The organism is Vibrio cyclitrophicus (genome assembly GCF_024347435.1).
GTDB lineage: Bacteria > Pseudomonadota > Gammaproteobacteria > Enterobacterales > Vibrionaceae > Vibrio > Vibrio cyclitrophicus.
Window position 1 is genome coordinate 2,497,716 of the sequence record NZ_AP025480.1, and the last position, 16,446, is coordinate 2,514,161.

13 protein-coding genes and 13 tRNA genes are annotated in these 16,446 nt (G+C 44.1%); 24 read left to right on the forward strand and 2 right to left on the reverse strand.

The window, feature by feature from the left end; genetic code table 11:
• The first annotated feature begins 66 nt into the window (after positions 1–66).
• From OCW38_RS11015 to OCW38_RS11080, 14 genes are all read left to right on the forward strand, one after another.
• Positions 67–151: transfer RNA gene (locus OCW38_RS11015), tRNA-Leu, on the forward strand.
• A gap of 29 nt (positions 152–180) precedes the next feature.
• Positions 181–255, forward strand: a tRNA-Gln gene (locus OCW38_RS11020).
• Positions 256–323: 68 nt separating this feature from the next.
• Positions 324–408: transfer RNA gene (locus OCW38_RS11025), tRNA-Leu, on the forward strand.
• Between the two features lie 30 nt (positions 409–438).
• Positions 439–513 (forward strand) — tRNA-Gln (locus OCW38_RS11030).
• 124 nt (positions 514–637) lie between these two features.
• Positions 638–722: transfer RNA gene (locus OCW38_RS11035), tRNA-Leu, on the forward strand.
• A 29-nt stretch (positions 723–751) separates the two neighbouring features.
• Positions 752–826, forward strand: a tRNA-Gln gene (locus tag OCW38_RS11040).
• Between the two features lie 124 nt (positions 827–950).
• Positions 951–1,035 (forward strand) — tRNA-Leu (locus OCW38_RS11045).
• 29 nt (positions 1,036–1,064) lie between these two features.
• Positions 1,065–1,139, forward strand: a tRNA-Gln gene (locus OCW38_RS11050).
• A 68-nt stretch (positions 1,140–1,207) separates the two neighbouring features.
• Positions 1,208–1,292: transfer RNA gene (locus OCW38_RS11055), tRNA-Leu, on the forward strand.
• A 32-nt stretch (positions 1,293–1,324) separates the two neighbouring features.
• Positions 1,325–1,401, forward strand: a tRNA-Met gene (locus tag OCW38_RS11060).
• A gap of 55 nt (positions 1,402–1,456) precedes the next feature.
• Positions 1,457–1,541, forward strand: a tRNA-Leu gene (locus tag OCW38_RS11065).
• Between the two features lie 32 nt (positions 1,542–1,573).
• Positions 1,574–1,650 (forward strand) — tRNA-Met (locus OCW38_RS11070).
• 55 nt (positions 1,651–1,705) lie between these two features.
• Positions 1,706–1,790 (forward strand) — tRNA-Leu (locus OCW38_RS11075).
• Positions 1,791–1,948: 158 nt separating this feature from the next.
• Positions 1,949–2,995 (forward strand): lactonase family protein, encoded by a 1,047-nt coding sequence (locus tag OCW38_RS11080; RefSeq protein WP_016784763.1) that lies wholly within the window; start codon positions 1,949–1,951, stop codon positions 2,993–2,995.
• Positions 2,996–3,063: 68 nt separating this feature from the next.
• On the opposite strand, the gene OCW38_RS11085 is transcribed toward OCW38_RS11080, so the two are convergent.
• On the reverse strand, positions 3,064–4,239 hold the full coding sequence (locus OCW38_RS11085; RefSeq protein ID WP_010439139.1) for a 2-octaprenyl-3-methyl-6-methoxy-1,4-benzoquinol hydroxylase: 1,176 nt from the start codon (positions 4,237–4,239) through the stop codon (positions 3,064–3,066).
• A gap of 308 nt (positions 4,240–4,547) precedes the next feature.
• Here OCW38_RS11085 and miaB point away from each other — a divergent pair, with 308 nt between their 5' ends.
• The 5 genes from miaB to lnt all read left to right on the forward strand — a co-directional run bounded on the left by miaB (position 4,548) and on the right by lnt (position 10,279).
• The gene (gene miaB, locus OCW38_RS11090) at positions 4,548–5,972 is read left to right on the forward strand and encodes a tRNA (N6-isopentenyl adenosine(37)-C2)-methylthiotransferase MiaB (protein WP_102269969.1); all 1,425 of its coding nucleotides are present in this window, start codon (positions 4,548–4,550) and stop codon (positions 5,970–5,972) included.
• A 165-nt stretch (positions 5,973–6,137) separates the two neighbouring features.
• Positions 6,138–7,259, forward strand: coding sequence for a PhoH family protein (locus tag OCW38_RS11095; protein WP_010439135.1), 1,122 nt, complete (start codon positions 6,138–6,140; stop codon positions 7,257–7,259).
• The gene (gene ybeY, locus OCW38_RS11100) at positions 7,260–7,721 is read left to right on the forward strand and encodes an rRNA maturation RNase YbeY (protein WP_016768321.1); all 462 of its coding nucleotides are present in this window, start codon (positions 7,260–7,262) and stop codon (positions 7,719–7,721) included.
• A 120-nt stretch (positions 7,722–7,841) separates the two neighbouring features.
• Positions 7,842–8,732: a CNNM family magnesium/cobalt transport protein CorC gene (gene corC, locus OCW38_RS11105; protein WP_010439130.1), complete on the forward strand. Its 891-nt coding sequence runs from the start codon at positions 7,842–7,844 to the stop codon at positions 8,730–8,732.
• A gap of 32 nt (positions 8,733–8,764) precedes the next feature.
• The gene (lnt, locus tag OCW38_RS11110; RefSeq protein ID WP_016784770.1) at positions 8,765–10,279 is read left to right on the forward strand and encodes an apolipoprotein N-acyltransferase; all 1,515 of its coding nucleotides are present in this window, start codon (positions 8,765–8,767) and stop codon (positions 10,277–10,279) included.
• A gap of 118 nt (positions 10,280–10,397) precedes the next feature.
• On the opposite strand, the gene OCW38_RS11115 is transcribed toward lnt, so the two are convergent.
• Entirely contained in the window at positions 10,398–10,868 is a 471-nt protein-coding gene (locus OCW38_RS11115) for a zinc ribbon-containing protein (protein ID WP_010439124.1), read from the reverse strand.
• A gap of 266 nt (positions 10,869–11,134) precedes the next feature.
• On the opposite strand from OCW38_RS11115, the gene leuS reads away from it, so the two are divergent.
• The 5 genes from leuS to rlmH all read left to right on the forward strand — a co-directional run bounded on the left by leuS (position 11,135) and on the right by rlmH (position 16,443).
• The gene (gene leuS, locus OCW38_RS11120) at positions 11,135–13,711 is read left to right on the forward strand and encodes a leucine--tRNA ligase (RefSeq protein WP_010439121.1); all 2,577 of its coding nucleotides are present in this window, start codon (positions 11,135–11,137) and stop codon (positions 13,709–13,711) included.
• Between the two features lie 182 nt (positions 13,712–13,893).
• Positions 13,894–14,550 (forward strand): LPS-assembly lipoprotein LptE, encoded by a 657-nt coding sequence (locus OCW38_RS11125; protein WP_010439119.1) that lies wholly within the window; start codon positions 13,894–13,896, stop codon positions 14,548–14,550.
• 9 nt (positions 14,551–14,559) lie between these two features.
• Entirely contained in the window at positions 14,560–15,585 is a 1,026-nt protein-coding gene (holA, locus tag OCW38_RS11130; protein ID WP_016768326.1) for a DNA polymerase III subunit delta, read from the forward strand.
• A 66-nt stretch (positions 15,586–15,651) separates the two neighbouring features.
• The gene (rsfS, locus tag OCW38_RS11135; protein ID WP_004735247.1) at positions 15,652–15,969 is read left to right on the forward strand and encodes a ribosome silencing factor; all 318 of its coding nucleotides are present in this window, start codon (positions 15,652–15,654) and stop codon (positions 15,967–15,969) included.
• Positions 15,970–15,972: 3 nt separating this feature from the next.
• The gene (rlmH, locus tag OCW38_RS11140; RefSeq protein WP_004735246.1) at positions 15,973–16,443 is read left to right on the forward strand and encodes a 23S rRNA (pseudouridine(1915)-N(3))-methyltransferase RlmH; all 471 of its coding nucleotides are present in this window, start codon (positions 15,973–15,975) and stop codon (positions 16,441–16,443) included.
• Positions 16,444–16,446: the final 3 nt, after the last annotated feature.

The following is a 16,446-nucleotide window of genomic DNA, read 5'->3' on the forward strand; positions in this document are numbered from 1 at the left end:
ATTAAGCAACCAAGAGCACAACGTTACATCGAATTACCAATGTCGATATAACTATAAAGATTTGCTGCGGTCGTGGCGGAATTGGTAGACGCACCAGATTTAGGTTCTGGCGCCGAGAGGTGTGAGAGTTCAAGTCTCTCCGACCGCACCATTATTTAGATATCTTAATTGATATCCTGTTGGGCTATCGCCAAGCGGTAAGGCACTGGCTTTTGATGCCAGCATTCCCTGGTTCGAATCCAGGTAGCCCAGCCATTACAACGTTACTTAGACAAACCATAAGTCTTCTTAACTATACTCTTCGCTAGAGTAAAAGCTTTGCTGCGGTCGTGGCGGAATTGGTAGACGCACCAGATTTAGGTTCTGGCGCCGAGAGGTGTGAGAGTTCAAGTCTCTCCGACCGCACCATTATTTAGATATCTTAAATGATATCATTGTTGGGCTATCGCCAAGCGGTAAGGCACTGGCTTTTGATGCCAGCATTCCCTGGTTCGAATCCAGGTAGCCCAGCCACTATTTAAACTCTTTGTTTTTACTTCGGTAAGCATTTACTGAATTAAGTAACCAAGAGCACAACGTTACATCGAACCACCAATGTCGATATAACTATACTCTTCGCTAGAGTAAAAGCTTTGCTGCGGTCGTGGCGGAATTGGTAGACGCACCAGATTTAGGTTCTGGCGCCGAGAGGTGTGAGAGTTCAAGTCTCTCCGACCGCACCATTATTTAGATATCTTAATTGATATCCTGTTGGGCTATCGCCAAGCGGTAAGGCACTGGCTTTTGATGCCAGCATTCCCTGGTTCGAATCCAGGTAGCCCAGCCACTATTTAAACTCTTTGTTTTTACTTCAGTAAGCATTTACTGAAGTAAGTAGCCAAGAGCACAACGTTACATCGAATCACCAATGTCGATATAACTATACTCTTCGCTAGAGTAAAAGCTTTGCTGCGGTCGTGGCGGAATTGGTAGACGCACCAGATTTAGGTTCTGGCGCCGAGAGGTGTGAGAGTTCAAGTCTCTCCGACCGCACCATTATTTAGATATCTTAATTGATATCCTGTTGGGCTATCGCCAAGCGGTAAGGCACTGGCTTTTGATGCCAGCATTCCCTGGTTCGAATCCAGGTAGCCCAGCCATTACAACGTTACTTAGACAAACCATAAGTCTTCTTAACTATACTCTTCGCTAGAGTAAAAGCTTTGCTGCGGTCGTGGCGGAATTGGTAGACGCACCAGATTTAGGTTCTGGCGCCGAGAGGTGTGAGAGTTCAAGTCTCTCCGACCGCACCATTATTTAATAATGAATCTATTAGATTTATTATGGCTACTTAGCTCAGTTGGTTAGAGCACATCACTCATAATGATGGGGTCGCAGGTTCAAATCCCGCAGTAGCCACCATTTATACAACGTCTTATTGAAGCACCAATATTCGATATGACTATAAAGATTTGCTGCGGTCGTGGCGGAATTGGTAGACGCACCAGATTTAGGTTCTGGCGCCGAGAGGTGTGAGAGTTCAAGTCTCTCCGACCGCACCATTATTTAATAATGAATCTATTAGATTTATTATGGCTACTTAGCTCAGTTGGTTAGAGCACATCACTCATAATGATGGGGTCGCAGGTTCAAATCCCGCAGTAGCCACCATTTATACAACGTCTTATTGAAGCACCAATATTCGATATGACTATAAAGATTTGCTGCGGTCGTGGCGGAATTGGTAGACGCACCAGATTTAGGTTCTGGCGCCGAGAGGTGTGAGAGTTCAAGTCTCTCCGACCGCACCATCATTAAATAGAACCCAGCTTTTTAGCTGGGTTTTGTTTTATCTGGAATATGCAAATCTGCTAGCCAAGTCACCAAGTATTCTCTTCTATAACCTCACTTTTAATACAATTTTATAAGACAATGTCAGCTCCATTTTCTAATTGAGTATGACTAGCCTATGAAAACCCTCCCTTTAACGATCGGTTGCTACACGGATACGCCAAGTAAAAGCCAAGGTGTTTATCAAACTCAGTTAGATCTAGAAACTGGAAAACTATTATCTCTAGAGCTGATCAGAAAATGCACTAACCCCTCTTTTGTTACTGCAACAAAGACAGGGATCTATACTGCATCTGAAGTTAATCAGCAAAAACAGCCCCAGCTCATTCATATACCTAATGTTGATTCGCAGATAACGTCCAATGCAAGTCCCATCTCAGGAAATCACCCCTGTCACATCGCGATAGATCCACACAATAAGTTTGCTATCACGTCGCAATACTCATCAGGCACATTCGATATCTTTAGCTTGAGTATCAATGGCAGCATCGATAAGCGACTCAAAACAATCAAGATGGTTGGTTCCGGGCCAAACAAAGAGCGACAAACCAGCCCACACGCCCATCAATGTCTGTTCCTACAAAACTCACCACAGTTTGTGACCGTCGATCTCGGCACCGATCGCATCAACTTCTATTGCTTTGATGAAGAACAAGAAGAGTTCCTTGATGAGCCAATGCAGTCTATTAAGGTGCCCGCCGGCAATGGACCTCGTCATTTAATCTTTAACAAAGCTGAAGACAGAGCCTATGTGGTCTGTGAACTCTCTGAAACGTTACTGATTTTGGAAAAGGTTTTAGGCATTTGGAATGTAGTGGAAGAGATTGATGCATTGCCTAATATGGAGAAGGGAGAAGCCACAGCTGCGATTAAGCTATCCCCTGATGAACAATTCCTTTATGTTTCATGTCGACACCAATCAAGAATCAGCAACTTCAAAATCGACTCTGAGACTCAAAAACTGACTTTCATTGAAAGCTACGACACTGAAGGTAAATTCCCAAGAGACTTCCATATAACTGACGATGGGAAATGGCTTATCGCCGCCAACCAACACTCCAACAACATCACCTCATTCAAGCGAGATAATGAGGACGGTTCTTTGGTTTATACAGGCTACTCGTTAGAGCTAGATGCGCCTGTTTGTGTGACGCAACAGCGATAGTAATCACCAGATACAAAAAAGGAGAGTATCAGCTCTCCTCTTCTTTTGTAACCAATTAAACTAGCGACTTAAAGACCCAAGGCGTATTTCAATACTTGAGTTTTAATCGGCCCAGAGTTCTCTGCTAGTTTAAGTGCGGCATTACGTACAAACTTAAGCGGACCAATGTCGTTGCTGAATGTCTTGTAGAAAAAATCCATGCCACTCTGCATCATAAGGTTGTCGCCTCTTCTTATCACTTCGTAGCGTCTTGCTACAGACTGATTCAATTCCCCCTTTTCTTTGGTGACATCCAACAATACTGATACATCTTTGAAGCCTAAGTTAACACCCTGCCCAGCCAAAGGGTTGATCGTATGCGCAGAGTCTCCGACTAAAATACAGTTATTCTTCGAGTATGATTGAGCATGACGCCGAGTAAGGGGGAACGAACCAGAGTTGAGGACTTTGATGTCTCCCAATTCCGTAGGGAAATTAACAAGTACTTCATTACGTAACTTTTCAGGGGTCATCGATGATAATTGCTTAATGCGAGATGGGGAGTCATACCAAACCAACGATCCCTGCCCGACTTCTTGACCGTCAGAGATTAAAGAACACAAAGGCAGAAATGAACGAGGGCCACTTGGTAGAAATTGTTGCCAAGTAATATCTTGCTGAGGTTGTTCTGTTTCGACATTGATAAGCATACAGTGTTGTCGATAATCCCAAGCCGTAATGCCAATTCCAGCATGTTGACGAACGACTGAGTTAGCACCATCAGCACCAACCACCCACTTCGCTGATAACTCAGTTCCTGATTGAAGCTTAACGATATTGGTTTCGCCATACTCAATCTCATCCAACTTTTCTGGACATAACAGTTCGAGATTGTCATGGGCATCAAATTGAGACCATAAGCCTAACTGAATCAGTCTGTTCTCGACAATATAGCCTAGACGGGGCAGATCCAGTGATGCAGCATCAAAACGAGTACGACACTCTGGATGTTCCCAAGTTTCCAATCGCTTGTAAGAACAAACGCGCATCGCTGCAATACTTTGCCATGCACCAAGAGCTTCAAGTAAATCGACCGATGCTTGAGAAATCGCCGACACACGAATGTCCATCGCTTGCGACTCATCAAAAGCTTGTGGGGCAAAACCTTCAATCACAGCAACACTCAGCCCTTGTTTCGCAAAGCCGATCGCTGTTGCCGCACCAACCATGCCACCACCAACTACCACAATATCGTAACTGTTCATATTTTGTACTTATCAGTTTGATTCTTTGACTATTTTTGATTGTACTTTTTCATAACTAACTTGTAACCAAAAACCTTATTTGAAAAAAGGGTTATCCCTTATGGTATATGGCGTTAACGATAATAAAAACCACTACAAAAGAGATTTGTTCAGACTACTAGTCAGTCGGTTTTGAAACCAGTACAATACGCCGCTTGCCGCTATAGACCGTCATAAGATTGAATACCGATTTATGACGAACCAGACTAGCGGATGAATAATGGGCGATTTGCTCCCTTAAATTAAACTAACGATCGAGCGAACATATAATGAGTAAGAAACTGCTAATTAAAACTTGGGGCTGTCAGATGAATGAATACGATTCATCAAAAATGGCCGACCTGCTTAACGCTGCAAATGGCTATGAGCTAACTGAAGTACCTGAGGAAGCAGACGTACTACTACTGAATACTTGTTCTATCCGCGAAAAAGCGCAAGAAAAAGTATTCCACCAGCTTGGTCGTTGGAAAACGCTTAAAGATAAAAAAGAAGGTGTAGTGATCGGTGTGGGTGGCTGTGTAGCCACTCAAGAAGGTGACCATATCCGTCAACGCGCTCCGTACGTAGACGTTATCTTTGGCCCACAAACATTACACCGCCTGCCAGAAATGATTAAGTCATCACTGTCTAACGAAAAGCCTGTAATGGACATCTCGTTCCCTGAGATCGAAAAATTTGATAACCTGCCAGAGCCAAAAGCAGACGGTGCAACTGCATTTGTTTCAATTATGGAAGGCTGTTCGAAGTACTGTACTTACTGTGTTGTGCCGTACACACGTGGTGAAGAAGTTAGCCGCCCAATGGATGATGTACTATTCGAAGTTGCTCAACTTGCAGAGCAAGGCGTACGTGAAGTTAACCTACTTGGTCAGAACGTAAACGCGTATCGAGGCCCAACACACGAAGGCGATATCTGTTCATTCGCAGAGCTTCTTCGTCTTGTTGCTTCAATTGATGGTATCGACCGTATTCGCTTCACGACAAGCCACCCACTTGAGTTTGGTGACGACATTATCGAAGTTTACAAAGATACACCTGAACTTGTGAGCTTCTTACACTTACCAGTACAAAGTGGTAGTGATCGTATTCTTACAATGATGAAGCGTCCACATACGGCTATCGAGTACAAGTCTATTATCCGTAAACTGCGTAAAGCTCGTCCTGATATTCAAATTAGTTCAGACTTTATTGTTGGTTTCCCAGGAGAGTCTAAACAAGACTTCCAAGATACGATGAAACTGATTAAAGAAGTTGATTTCGATATGAGCTTCAGCTTTATTTTCTCTCCGCGCCCAGGCACACCAGCAGCAGATTACCCATGTGATGTACCAACACAAGAGAAAAAAGATCGCCTGTGGGAACTGCAACAGACAATAAACACACAAGCTATGCGCTTTTCCCGCCTAATGCTAGGCACAGAGCAGCGCATCCTTGTTGAAGGTCCATCAAGAAAGAACCTAATGGAACTGCGTGGCCGTACTGAAAACAGTCGTGTTGTGAACTTCGAAGGTTCTGCTGACCTAATCGGCCAGTTCGTAGATGTGAAGATCACCGAGGTGTACACCAACTCACTACGTGGTGAGTTAGTTCGCACAGAAAAAGATATGGGCTTACGCGTTGTAATGACTCCAGCAGAAATGATGGAAAAAACAAAACGCGAAGATGAGCTAGGTGTAGCCACGTTTACGCCATAGGTAATACAACTGTTTGAGCACAAAGCTCAAACACAAAGCTTGAAATTACCTAACTAAGTGACCATCTTAGAAATAGGGAATCACCATCAGAAGCCCGGTCTAAATCGGGCTTCTTGCTCTTTTTTTTTTTATTTAAGAGAGAATGGTACAAAATGAGAGGCTAATTTGAGCAATAAAATCGTTACCTTAGAGATAAATCTAGAACCAGCAGATAACAAGCGCTTGGCAAGTTTATGCGGACCATTCGACGACAACATAAAGCACCTTGAGCGTCGTCTTGGCGTTGAGATTAACTACCGTAGCAACTTCTTCACTATCGTCGGTAAACCTCACACTACAGCCGCAGCTTTAGACATCATCAAGCACCTCTATGTTGAAACGGCTCCTGTTAAAGGCAACATAATTGATATCGAACCAGAGCAAGTGCATCTAGCGATCGCGGAGTCTGGTATTTTGGAGCAACACGTCGAGTCTGAGATTGACTACGGCAAAGAAGTGACCATTAAGACTAAAAAAGGCGTCATTAAACCTCGTACGCCGAACCAAGCACAATACCTAATGAATATGGTCACTCATGACATCACTTTTGGTATTGGACCTGCTGGTACGGGTAAAACGTACTTAGCTGTTGCGGCTGCGGTTGATGCACTTGAACGTCAAGAAGTTCGCCGAATCCTACTAACTCGCCCAGCCGTCGAAGCAGGTGAGAAGCTTGGTTTCCTTCCTGGAGATCTAAGCCAGAAAGTCGATCCATATTTGCGTCCACTTTACGATGCGCTGTTTGAGATGCTCGGCTTTGAACGAGTTGAGAAATTGATTGAACGTAACGTAATTGAAGTTGCACCACTGGCTTACATGCGTGGTCGTACATTGAATGATGCGTTCATCATTCTTGATGAGAGCCAAAACACTACGGTAGAACAGATGAAAATGTTCTTAACGCGTATCGGCTTTAACTCACGCGCTGTCATCACAGGTGATATCACTCAAATCGATTTACCTCGAGGGGCAAAATCAGGCCTACGCCATGCAACTGAAGTGCTTAGTGAAGTTGATGACATTAGCTTTAACTTCTTCATGTCTGAAGACGTCGTTCGTCATCCTGTCGTTGCTCGTATCGTTAATGCCTACGAGAAGTGGGAAGCCAAAGACCAAAAAGAGCGTAAAGAGTTTGAGGCCCGTAAACGTGAAGAACGAGAAGCCAAACTTCTTGAGGCTCAGCAAGCTGTTACGACACAATTAGCAACACAAAATAGTTCTGTCATTGCAGAGCAAGGTGATAAATAGATGTCTATTGAACTAGACCTGCAATTAGCGGTCGAAAATGAGCAAGGTCTTCCAACCGAACAAGATATTCAGCTTTGGTTAAATAAGACTATTCCTCAGTTTCAAGAGAACGCCGAGTTGACGGTTCGTATCGTAGATACACAAGAAAGCCACCAGCTTAATCATGAATACCGTGGAAAAGATAAGCCAACTAACGTGCTGTCTTTTCCATTCGAGGCTCCTCCAGGGATAGAGTTAGATCTACTGGGTGACCTCATTATCTGTCGCCAAGTCGTCGAAAAAGAAGCAGAAGAGCAAAATAAGCCTCTGTTAGCACACTGGGCTCATATGGTTGTACATGGCAGTCTGCATCTGCTAGGTTATGATCATATCGAAGATGATGAAGCTGAAGAGATGGAGTCACTCGAGACAGAAATCATGCAAACTATGGGGTTTGAAGACCCGTATATTCTAGAAAAGTAAATTGATTCTAGTAAAGTAGGTTGCAGAGAAACAATAACTCATCGAACCTGTGGTTTTCGCAGGAATCTGAGTTGTAACGTGTGCTATCACACTTCTGATAGCGTTATTTTTTGAGAAATCATGAACGAAGGTAACCCCCCCACTTCTGAGGGAAGCAAAAAATCTGAAGGTCCGAGTAGAAAGTCCTTCTTTGAACGCCTAGGCCAACTATTTCAAGGTGAAGTAAAAGATCGCCAAGAGCTCGTAGATGTAATCCGCGACTCAGAAATTAATGACCTAATTGACCACGACACGCGCGACATGCTCGAAGGTGTTATGGAAATTTCAGAGATGCGAGTACGCGATATCATGCTACCTCGCTCTCAAATGGTTACAGTTGAACGCACCGATGATTTAGATACATTGATTGCGCTTATTACTGATGCTCAACACTCTCGCTATCCGGTGATCAGTGAAGATAAAGACCATGTAGAAGGCATTCTATTAGCGAAGGACCTACTTAAGTATTTGGGTTCAGAAAGCGCCCCATTTGACATCGAACAAGTGATCCGCCCTGTTGTAGTTGTACCTGAAAGCAAACGCGTTGATCGCCTGCTCAAGGAATTCCAAGAAGAGCGTTACCACATGTCTATCGTTGTGGATGAATTTGGCGGTGTATCTGGCCTAGTAACCATTGAAGATATCCTCGAAGAAATCGTTGGTGAAATTGAAGACGAGTTCGACGATGAAGAAGAGTTAGACATTCGTAAGCTGAGCAAGCATACCTTCTCTGTTAAAGCTTTAACCACTATTGAAGATTTCAACGATACATTTGGAACCACCTTTAGTGATGATGAAGTGGATACAGTTGGCGGTATGGTGATGACAGCACTCGGTCATCTACCGGTTCGTGGAGAAATTGTAGAAATTGGAAGCTACCATTTCAAAATAACGTCCGCAGATAATCGTCGTGTGATTCAGCTACAGGTAACTATACCTGATGAGCAACCTCTTCCGACTATCGAAGAATAACAACTTCTCTCTAAAGAGATGACAGAAATTAGATGACTAAGACCTTTATTCATCGCCTATTACGGCCGCTTGCGGCCGTTTTTGTTGGCGCTATAACCACCCTTTCATTCGCTCCATATTCCATATGGCCTCTTGCTATTATCAGCCCTGCTTTGTTGCTGCTATTGATCCACAACCGCTCTCCTAAAAGTGCGCTTTGGATTGGCTACGCATGGGGTTTAGGTCAGTTCACAACAGGTATTAGCTGGGTATACGTCAGCATTGATGGTTTTGGCGGCATGCCACTTGCGGCCAACCTGTTTTTGATGGCATTGCTTGTAGGCTATCTAGCCGTATATTCAGGCCTCTTTACCTGGAGTCTAAACAAATTCTTCCCTGCTAATAACCTAAGTCGCTTTTTCCTCGCGGCCCCAGCATTGTGGTTAATCTCTGACTGGTTACGCGGTTGGGTAATGACAGGATTCCCTTGGCTTTGGTTAGGCTACAGCCAAATCGACTCTCCACTAAGTTCATTCGCACCGATTGGTGGTGTCGAGCTTGTGACGCTAGCGATTATTGTGTCAGCTTCTGCACTCGCTTATACGATCATAAATAAAGCGTGGAGTGTCGGCATCATACCTGCAGTTGTCTTAAGTGCAGGTTTCGGTCTTCGAAATATCGATTGGGTGACACCGAACCCTGAAAAAACCACCTCAGTGGTATTGATTCAAGGTAACGTCGACCAAGACAGCAAATGGCTACCTAGCCATCGCTGGCCAACGATGATGAAGTACACCGATTTGAGTAGAGAAAACTGGGACGCTGATATCATCATCTGGCCTGAAGCCGCTATTCCAGCATTCGAAGTTGAGATTCCATCTTTCCTACGTAACTTAGATAGCGCAGCGAAAATGAACAACAGTGCAATTATCACAGGTGTGTTAAATCAATCTGAAGATAAGAAGTACTACAACAGTGTTCTTTCTCTGGGAGTCAATCCATACGGTGAGTACAGCTATGATCCAGACGAACGCTATCATAAACATCATCTTCTACCATTTGGTGAATTTGTGCCGTTTGAGGATATCCTACGCCCGTTAGCACCGTTCTTTAACTTGCCAATGTCATCATTTAGCCGTGGCGATTTCGTTCAGCCAAACATCGTGGCAAATGGTCGTCATCTAGCACCAGCGCTTTGTTATGAGATCATCTTCAATGATCAAGTGAGACAAAACGTAACGGATGAAACTGACTTTATCTTAACACTCTCTAACGATGCGTGGTTTGGTCGTTCTATTGGCCCGTTGCAACATATGGAAATCGCACAAATGCGTGCTCTGGAGTTGGGGAAGCCGCTGATTCGCTCAACCAACAATGGCGTAACGGCAGTAACGGATCACAAAGGCAAGATCATCAAACAAATACCGCAGTTTGAAACCGCAGTATTGAAAGCTGAGCTAATCTCAACGGATGGTCAAACCCCTTATCACGTGGTCGGTACTTGGCCGCTGTATATCTGGGCGTTACTGAGTTTAGTAGCGGGCTGGTTTATGAGAAGAAAAGACTAGATTCGAGATTCGAGATTCGAGATTCGAGATTCGACGAAAAGTTGTTAAGGGTTGGCTGATTCAGTCAACCCTTTCTTATTGTTACAGCTTAAAATTGAAGACGCTATCGTTCAGTTTTTTACGGCTTAAGTGCCTTGCGGCTAAACCCTTTCGAACCGCATTTAATACAAGGAATAATCGTTGTAGGGTGATTATATTCGGTTTGATGCCCACATTCATCACATACCAATGTGCCTAACCCTATCACTTCATCTGCTTGATATAATCCTTGATGCTCTAGATCTTGGAACAGCTCAACCCACTCCACCTTAGTACGATCAGTTATGTCCAGTAACCCTTGCCAAATAGAGTCTGTAATCATCAAATAGAATGGGCCATTTTTGCTCTCTTCATAGCTTTCTGAGAACTCTTTCAAGTCCGACTTCACATAAGCTGAGATCAGCGACAGCTCATCTTTGGTCATGTCGTTGGCCGCTTTTGCTAACTTACCTGATGTTTCAATTTTGTTGTTGAGTTCTTCAGGACTATGCTTCAGCGTTTCAATCACCTCTTCGACAACTTCTTCATAAAGTGCTTTTTTCTTCGGCATAAAAAACCTCCTCAAGATTACATACTTTTATCTTAGTTAACGTGTGCAAAGTTAAGCGACGAATCCTTAACAAACAAATGCAATTCGTACCTTTAAGCATAGCTGTCGTGAGTAATTAGGTGGAATTTACGTAATCAACCATGCAGCAACTGCAAGTATGACGGGTATAACTATTGTTGTACTCAGCTGCTTTAGGTATTCTATGACGATCTGTAAGATTCTGTTCTAACCGAACTCACAAATTCCAAGATAACCGGATACCATCGATGCAAGAACAATATAACCCGCAAGAGATTGAACAAAAGGTTCAACAACACTGGGATAACAGCGAAACTTTCGTTGTAAGTGAAGACCCAAACAAAGAAAAATTCTACTGTCTTTCTATGTTCCCATACCCAAGTGGTCGACTGCACATGGGCCACGTGCGTAACTACACCATCGGTGATGTGGTATCTCGTTTCCAACGTCTACAAGGTAAAAACGTAATGCAACCTATCGGTTGGGATGCATTCGGCCTGCCTGCAGAAAATGCAGCTGTAAAAAACAACACGGCGCCTGCACCATGGACTTACGAAAACATTGAGTACATGAAAAACCAGCTAAAGCTTTTAGGCTTTGGTTACGACTGGAACCGTGAATTCGCAACGTGTACACCTGAGTACTACCGTTGGGAGCAAGAGTTCTTCACCAAGCTTTATGAAAAAGGCCTAGTTTACAAGAAGACCTCTTCTGTGAACTGGTGTCCAAACGACCAAACTGTACTTGCAAACGAGCAAGTGGAAGACGGTTGCTGCTGGCGTTGTGACACCCCAGTAGAACAAAAGAAGATTCCACAGTGGTTCATTAAAATCACTGAATACGCTCAAGAGCTACTAGACGATCTAGATAACCTTGAAGGTTGGCCTGAAATGGTTAAAACCATGCAGCGTAACTGGATCGGTCGCTCTGAAGGTGTTGAGCTATCTTTCGCTGTTAACGGCGAAGAAGCACCGCTAGAAGTTTACACAACACGTCCAGACACGCTAATGGGTGTTTCTTACGTTGGTATCGCTGCTGGTCACCCACTTGCAGAGAAAGCATCGAAGAACAACCCTGAACTTGCAGCATTCGTTGATGAATGTCGCAACACGAAAGTGGCTGAAGCCGAATTAGCAACAATGGAAAAGAAAGGTATGGATACTGGCCTAACAGCTATCCACCCTCTTAACGGTCGTGTTGTGCCAGTTTACGTAGCAAACTTCGTTCTTATGGATTACGGCACAGGTGCGGTAATGGCGGTTCCAGCTCACGATCAACGTGATTACGAATTCGCAACTAAGTACGGTATCGATATCATTCCGGTAATCAAACCTGAAGATGGTTCTGAACTGGATGTATCTGAAGCGGCTTACACAGAGAAAGGTGTACTGTTCGATTCTGGCGAATTCGATGGTCTTGCGTTCCAAGAAGCATTCGATGCAATAGCTGCGAAACTTGAAGCTGAAGGCAAAGGTAAGAAAACAGTAAACTTCCGTCTACGTGACTGGGGTGTTTCTCGTCAGCGTTACTGGGGCGCTCCAATCCCAATGGTAACGACAGAAGACGGTGAAGTTCACCCAGTACCAGCAGACCAACTGCCCGTTATTCTTCCTGAAGACGTGGTAATGGATGGCGTTACTAGCCCAATCAAAGCAGACAAGTCTTGGGCTGAAACAACATTCAATGGCGAACCTGCGCTGCGTGAAACTGATACGTTTGATACTTTCATGGAATCTTCATGGTACTACGCACGTTACTGTTCACCACAAGCTGACGACATTCTAGATCCAGAAAAAGCAAACTACTGGCTACCGGTTGACCAATACGTTGGTGGTATCGAGCATGCTTGTATGCACCTGCTTTACTCTCGTTTCTTCCACAAGCTTCTACGTGATGCTGGTTACGTGACATCTGATGAACCGTTCAAGCAACTTCTATGTCAAGGCATGGTTCTGGCTGACGCGTTCTATCACGAAAACGAAAAAGGCACCAAAGAGTGGATTGCTCCGACTGACGTAACGGTTGAACGTGACGGTAAAGGTCGCATCGAAAAAGCAGTCGACGCTCAAGGCCGCGAAGTTGAACACTCAGGCATGATCAAAATGTCTAAGTCTAAAAACAACGGTATAGACCCACAAGAGATGGTAGACAAGTACGGCGCTGATACTGTACGTCTATTCATGATGTTTGCATCACCTGCAGATATGACTCTTGAGTGGCAAGAGTCTGGCGTTGAAGGTGCAAACCGTTTCCTTAAACGTGTTTGGAAACTGGTTCATGCTCACTCTTCTAAAGGTGCTGCTGAATCTGTTGATGCTTCTGCGCTATCTGGCGACCAGAAAGCACTTCGTCGTGATATCCACAAGACTATCGCGAAAGTAACGGACGATATCGGCCGTCGCCAAACGTTCAACACAGCCATCGCTGCAATCATGGAACTGATGAATAAGCTAGCGAAAGCACCTCAAGAATCTGTACAAGATCGTGCAATCCTTGATGAAGCACTAAAAGCTGTCGTTCGCATGCTTTACCCAATGACGCCACACATCTCTTACGAAATGTGGATTGCACTGGGTGAATCAAACGTAGATTCAGCAACATGGCCAACTTTCGATGAGAAAGCGCTAGTTGAAGACGAGAAGACTATCGTTGTAATGATCAACGGTAAGCTGCGTGCGAAACTGACTGTTGCTGCTGACGCAACCGAAGAGCAAGTTCGTGAACTTGGTCTAAACGATGAGAACGCTAAAAAGTTCCTAGATGACCTAACGATCCGTAAGGTCATCTTCGTACCTGGTAAGCTTCTAAACATCGTTGCTAACTAATTTCGTTAGCACAATGCAATTGCTAAAGAATTAACGAACTTAATTCATCAAAAGCAGTCTGTAGACAGGGTAGCTAATTACCCTGTCTACTTATTTAAGCGCTTTACTTTCAGTGACTAACCCCACGCCAAAAAGCTAAAGCCTTTAAATAAGTATTCTACCTTCATGAGAGCCATAAAATAATGCGCCTGATTTCACTATCTTCATTGAAAGTTACTATTGTTATTCTAACCGTTAGCCTATTGAGTGCCTGTGGTTTCCACCTACGCGGTGATTACTCAGTGCCAGAAGAACTTAACAAGATCTCTGTGACCAGTTACGACCAATACAGCACGTTTACACGTATGATGAAAGGTCAGCTGCGTATGAATGATGTAGAAATTATCCCACCAGCTGGAAACACACCGAATTTGCATATTATTAGCGAAAGCGTGAGTGAGCGAACTCTATCTCTTTATCAAAATACTCGTGCGGCAGAGAAAGAGCTGACGTTCAGAGCTAGGTATCGCGTAACGATACCAGAGCTTGGTGATAAAACATTCTCGACTAGCGTAACCCGTAGCTATCTAGATAACCCGTTAACTGCACTTGCGAAGTCGGTTGAACGAGACATGATCGAAGATGAAATGCGTAAGTTGGCAACAAGCCAAATCCTTCGTCAGATGGCTCGATTAAAAGCCAACATAGCGGCAGATAACATGGACCTAGAAGCGTTAGAGCACGTTCAAGTAAAAGAACTTGAGAAGCAATACAACATCAAAAACATCGAAATTGAAGACGCAGAAACAGTACCGACTTCCGAAGAGCAGTCAACACTAAGCGAATCGGCTGAACAATAGGTTTATTTGATGCGTATTTTTGCCGATCGTTTACCTGAGCAACTTGCAAAGCAGCTAAGTAACGTTTATCTGATTTTTGGCAACGAGCCTTTGTTGCTACAAGAAAGTAGAGAATCGATTCAAAAGGCAGCTAAAGAGCAAGGCTTCGATGAACGCCATCGCTTTGCGATTGATAATAGCCTCGACTGGAATCAAGTCTACGACTGCACTCAAGCGCTAAGCCTATTCTCTAGCCGTCAGATCATCGAACTTGAGCTACCAGAATCAGGAGTCAATGCCGCGATAGCAAAAGAGCTTCTCGCGATCTCCGAGCATATCCACAGTGATATATTGTTGATCTTGGTGGGCACTAAACTCACTAAAGCTCAAGAGAATGCAAAATGGTTTAAGGCGCTCTCGAATCAAGGACATTGGGTCAGCTGCCTAACTCCGGATGTTGGCCGACTACCTCAGTTTGTTCAAGCGCGCTGTCGTAAAATCGGTTTACTGCCAGATCCTGAAGCTATTCAAATGCTGGCACAATGGCATGAGGGTAATCTATTTGCTCTAACACAAAGCTTAGAAAAATTGGCGCTTCAATATCCAGACGGAAAGCTTACGTTAGTACGCTTAGAAGAGTCTCTAAGCCGCCACAATCACTTTACTCCCTTCCATTGGAGTGATGCATTACTGGCAGGTAAAGGCAATCGAGCACAACGAATTCTGAGACAATTGGAAGCGGAAGGTGTCGAGCCAGTTATCTTGCTGCGTAGCATACAGCGTGAACTTGCTCTGCTATTGCAAATGCAGCAACAAATGAAACAGATGCCGATCAGCCAAGTCTTTGAAAAGCACCGTATCTGGCAATCTAAAAAGCCTCTTTATAACGCCGCGCTAACAAGAGTTTCAATTTCTCAATTACACTCTTTGTTTGCGCTGCTCACACAAGCAGAATTGATGACAAAAACTCAATATGAACAGTCGCCTTGGCCACTAATTCATCAGTTAAGTGTAGAGTTTTGTCTCCCTACAGCTTCAATACCATTTCACGCATAAAAGCGTGTTATATTCTAGGGTCAATAGATCCTAAACAAAGCTAATTTCAGATTAAAGGAACACCCTGTGTTACGTGAAGAACTAAAAGATTTTCTTGCAGACAAAGCCGACGACATGAAAGCAGAATCGATTGTTACCATCGATGTAGAAGGCAAATCAAGTGTTACTGATTACATGATCGTTTGCACTGGTACTTCTAAGCGCCATGTTGCCTCTATTGCACAACATGTTGCTGATGAAGTCCGTAAAGCAGGTATGCAGCCACTAGGTATGGATGGTCAGCAAGAAGGTGAATGGGTTGTTCTAGATATGGGCACCAGCATGCTTCACGTTATGCAAGAAGAACATCGTGAACTTTACCAACTAGAAAAACTTTGGGGCTAAGCGTTGAAGATCCAGTTAATCGCAGTTGGTACAAAAATGCCAAAGTGGGTTGAAGAAGGGTTTAAAGAATATAAACGCCGCTTCCCTCATGATATGCCATTAGAACTCATTGAGATCACTGCGGGGAAACGCGGTAAAAATGCTGATATTGCACGAATTCTTCAAAAAGAAGGCGAAGCAATGTTAGCAGCGGTTCCAAAAGGAAATCGCATTGTCACGCTCGATATCCCAGGTAAAAAATGGGATACACCACAACTGGCTGAGCAATTGGAAAGTTGGAAACTGGATGGACGTGACGTTTCTATCCTGATTGGCGGGCCTGAAGGATTAGCTCCTGCATGTAAAGCGGCAGCAGATCAAAGCTGGTCTCTGTCTGCGCTTACTCTCCCTCACCCATTAGTACGCGTTATCATGGCTGAAAGCTTGTATCGAGCTTGGAGCATCACTGCTAACCATCCTTATCATCGAGAATAAGCG

Coding starts and splice junctions, on each gene's coding strand:
- OCW38_RS11115 (WP_010439124.1), bottom strand. CDS start 10,868: ATGCCGAAGAAAAAAGCACTTTATGAAGAAGTTGTCGAAGAGGTGATT.
- lnt (WP_016784770.1), top strand. CDS start 8,765: ATGACTAAGACCTTTATTCATCGCCTATTACGGCCGCTTGCGGCCGTT.
- OCW38_RS11080 (WP_016784763.1), top strand. CDS start 1,949: ATGAAAACCCTCCCTTTAACGATCGGTTGCTACACGGATACGCCAAGT.
- ybeY (WP_016768321.1), top strand. CDS start 7,260: ATGTCTATTGAACTAGACCTGCAATTAGCGGTCGAAAATGAGCAAGGT.
- miaB (WP_102269969.1), top strand. CDS start 4,548: ATGAGTAAGAAACTGCTAATTAAAACTTGGGGCTGTCAGATGAATGAA.
- OCW38_RS11085 (WP_010439139.1), bottom strand. CDS start 4,239: ATGAACAGTTACGATATTGTGGTAGTTGGTGGTGGCATGGTTGGTGCG.
- corC (WP_010439130.1), top strand. CDS start 7,842: ATGAACGAAGGTAACCCCCCCACTTCTGAGGGAAGCAAAAAATCTGAA.
- OCW38_RS11125 (WP_010439119.1), top strand. CDS start 13,894: ATGCGCCTGATTTCACTATCTTCATTGAAAGTTACTATTGTTATTCTA.
- leuS (WP_010439121.1), top strand. CDS start 11,135: ATGCAAGAACAATATAACCCGCAAGAGATTGAACAAAAGGTTCAACAA.
- holA (WP_016768326.1), top strand. CDS start 14,560: ATGCGTATTTTTGCCGATCGTTTACCTGAGCAACTTGCAAAGCAGCTA.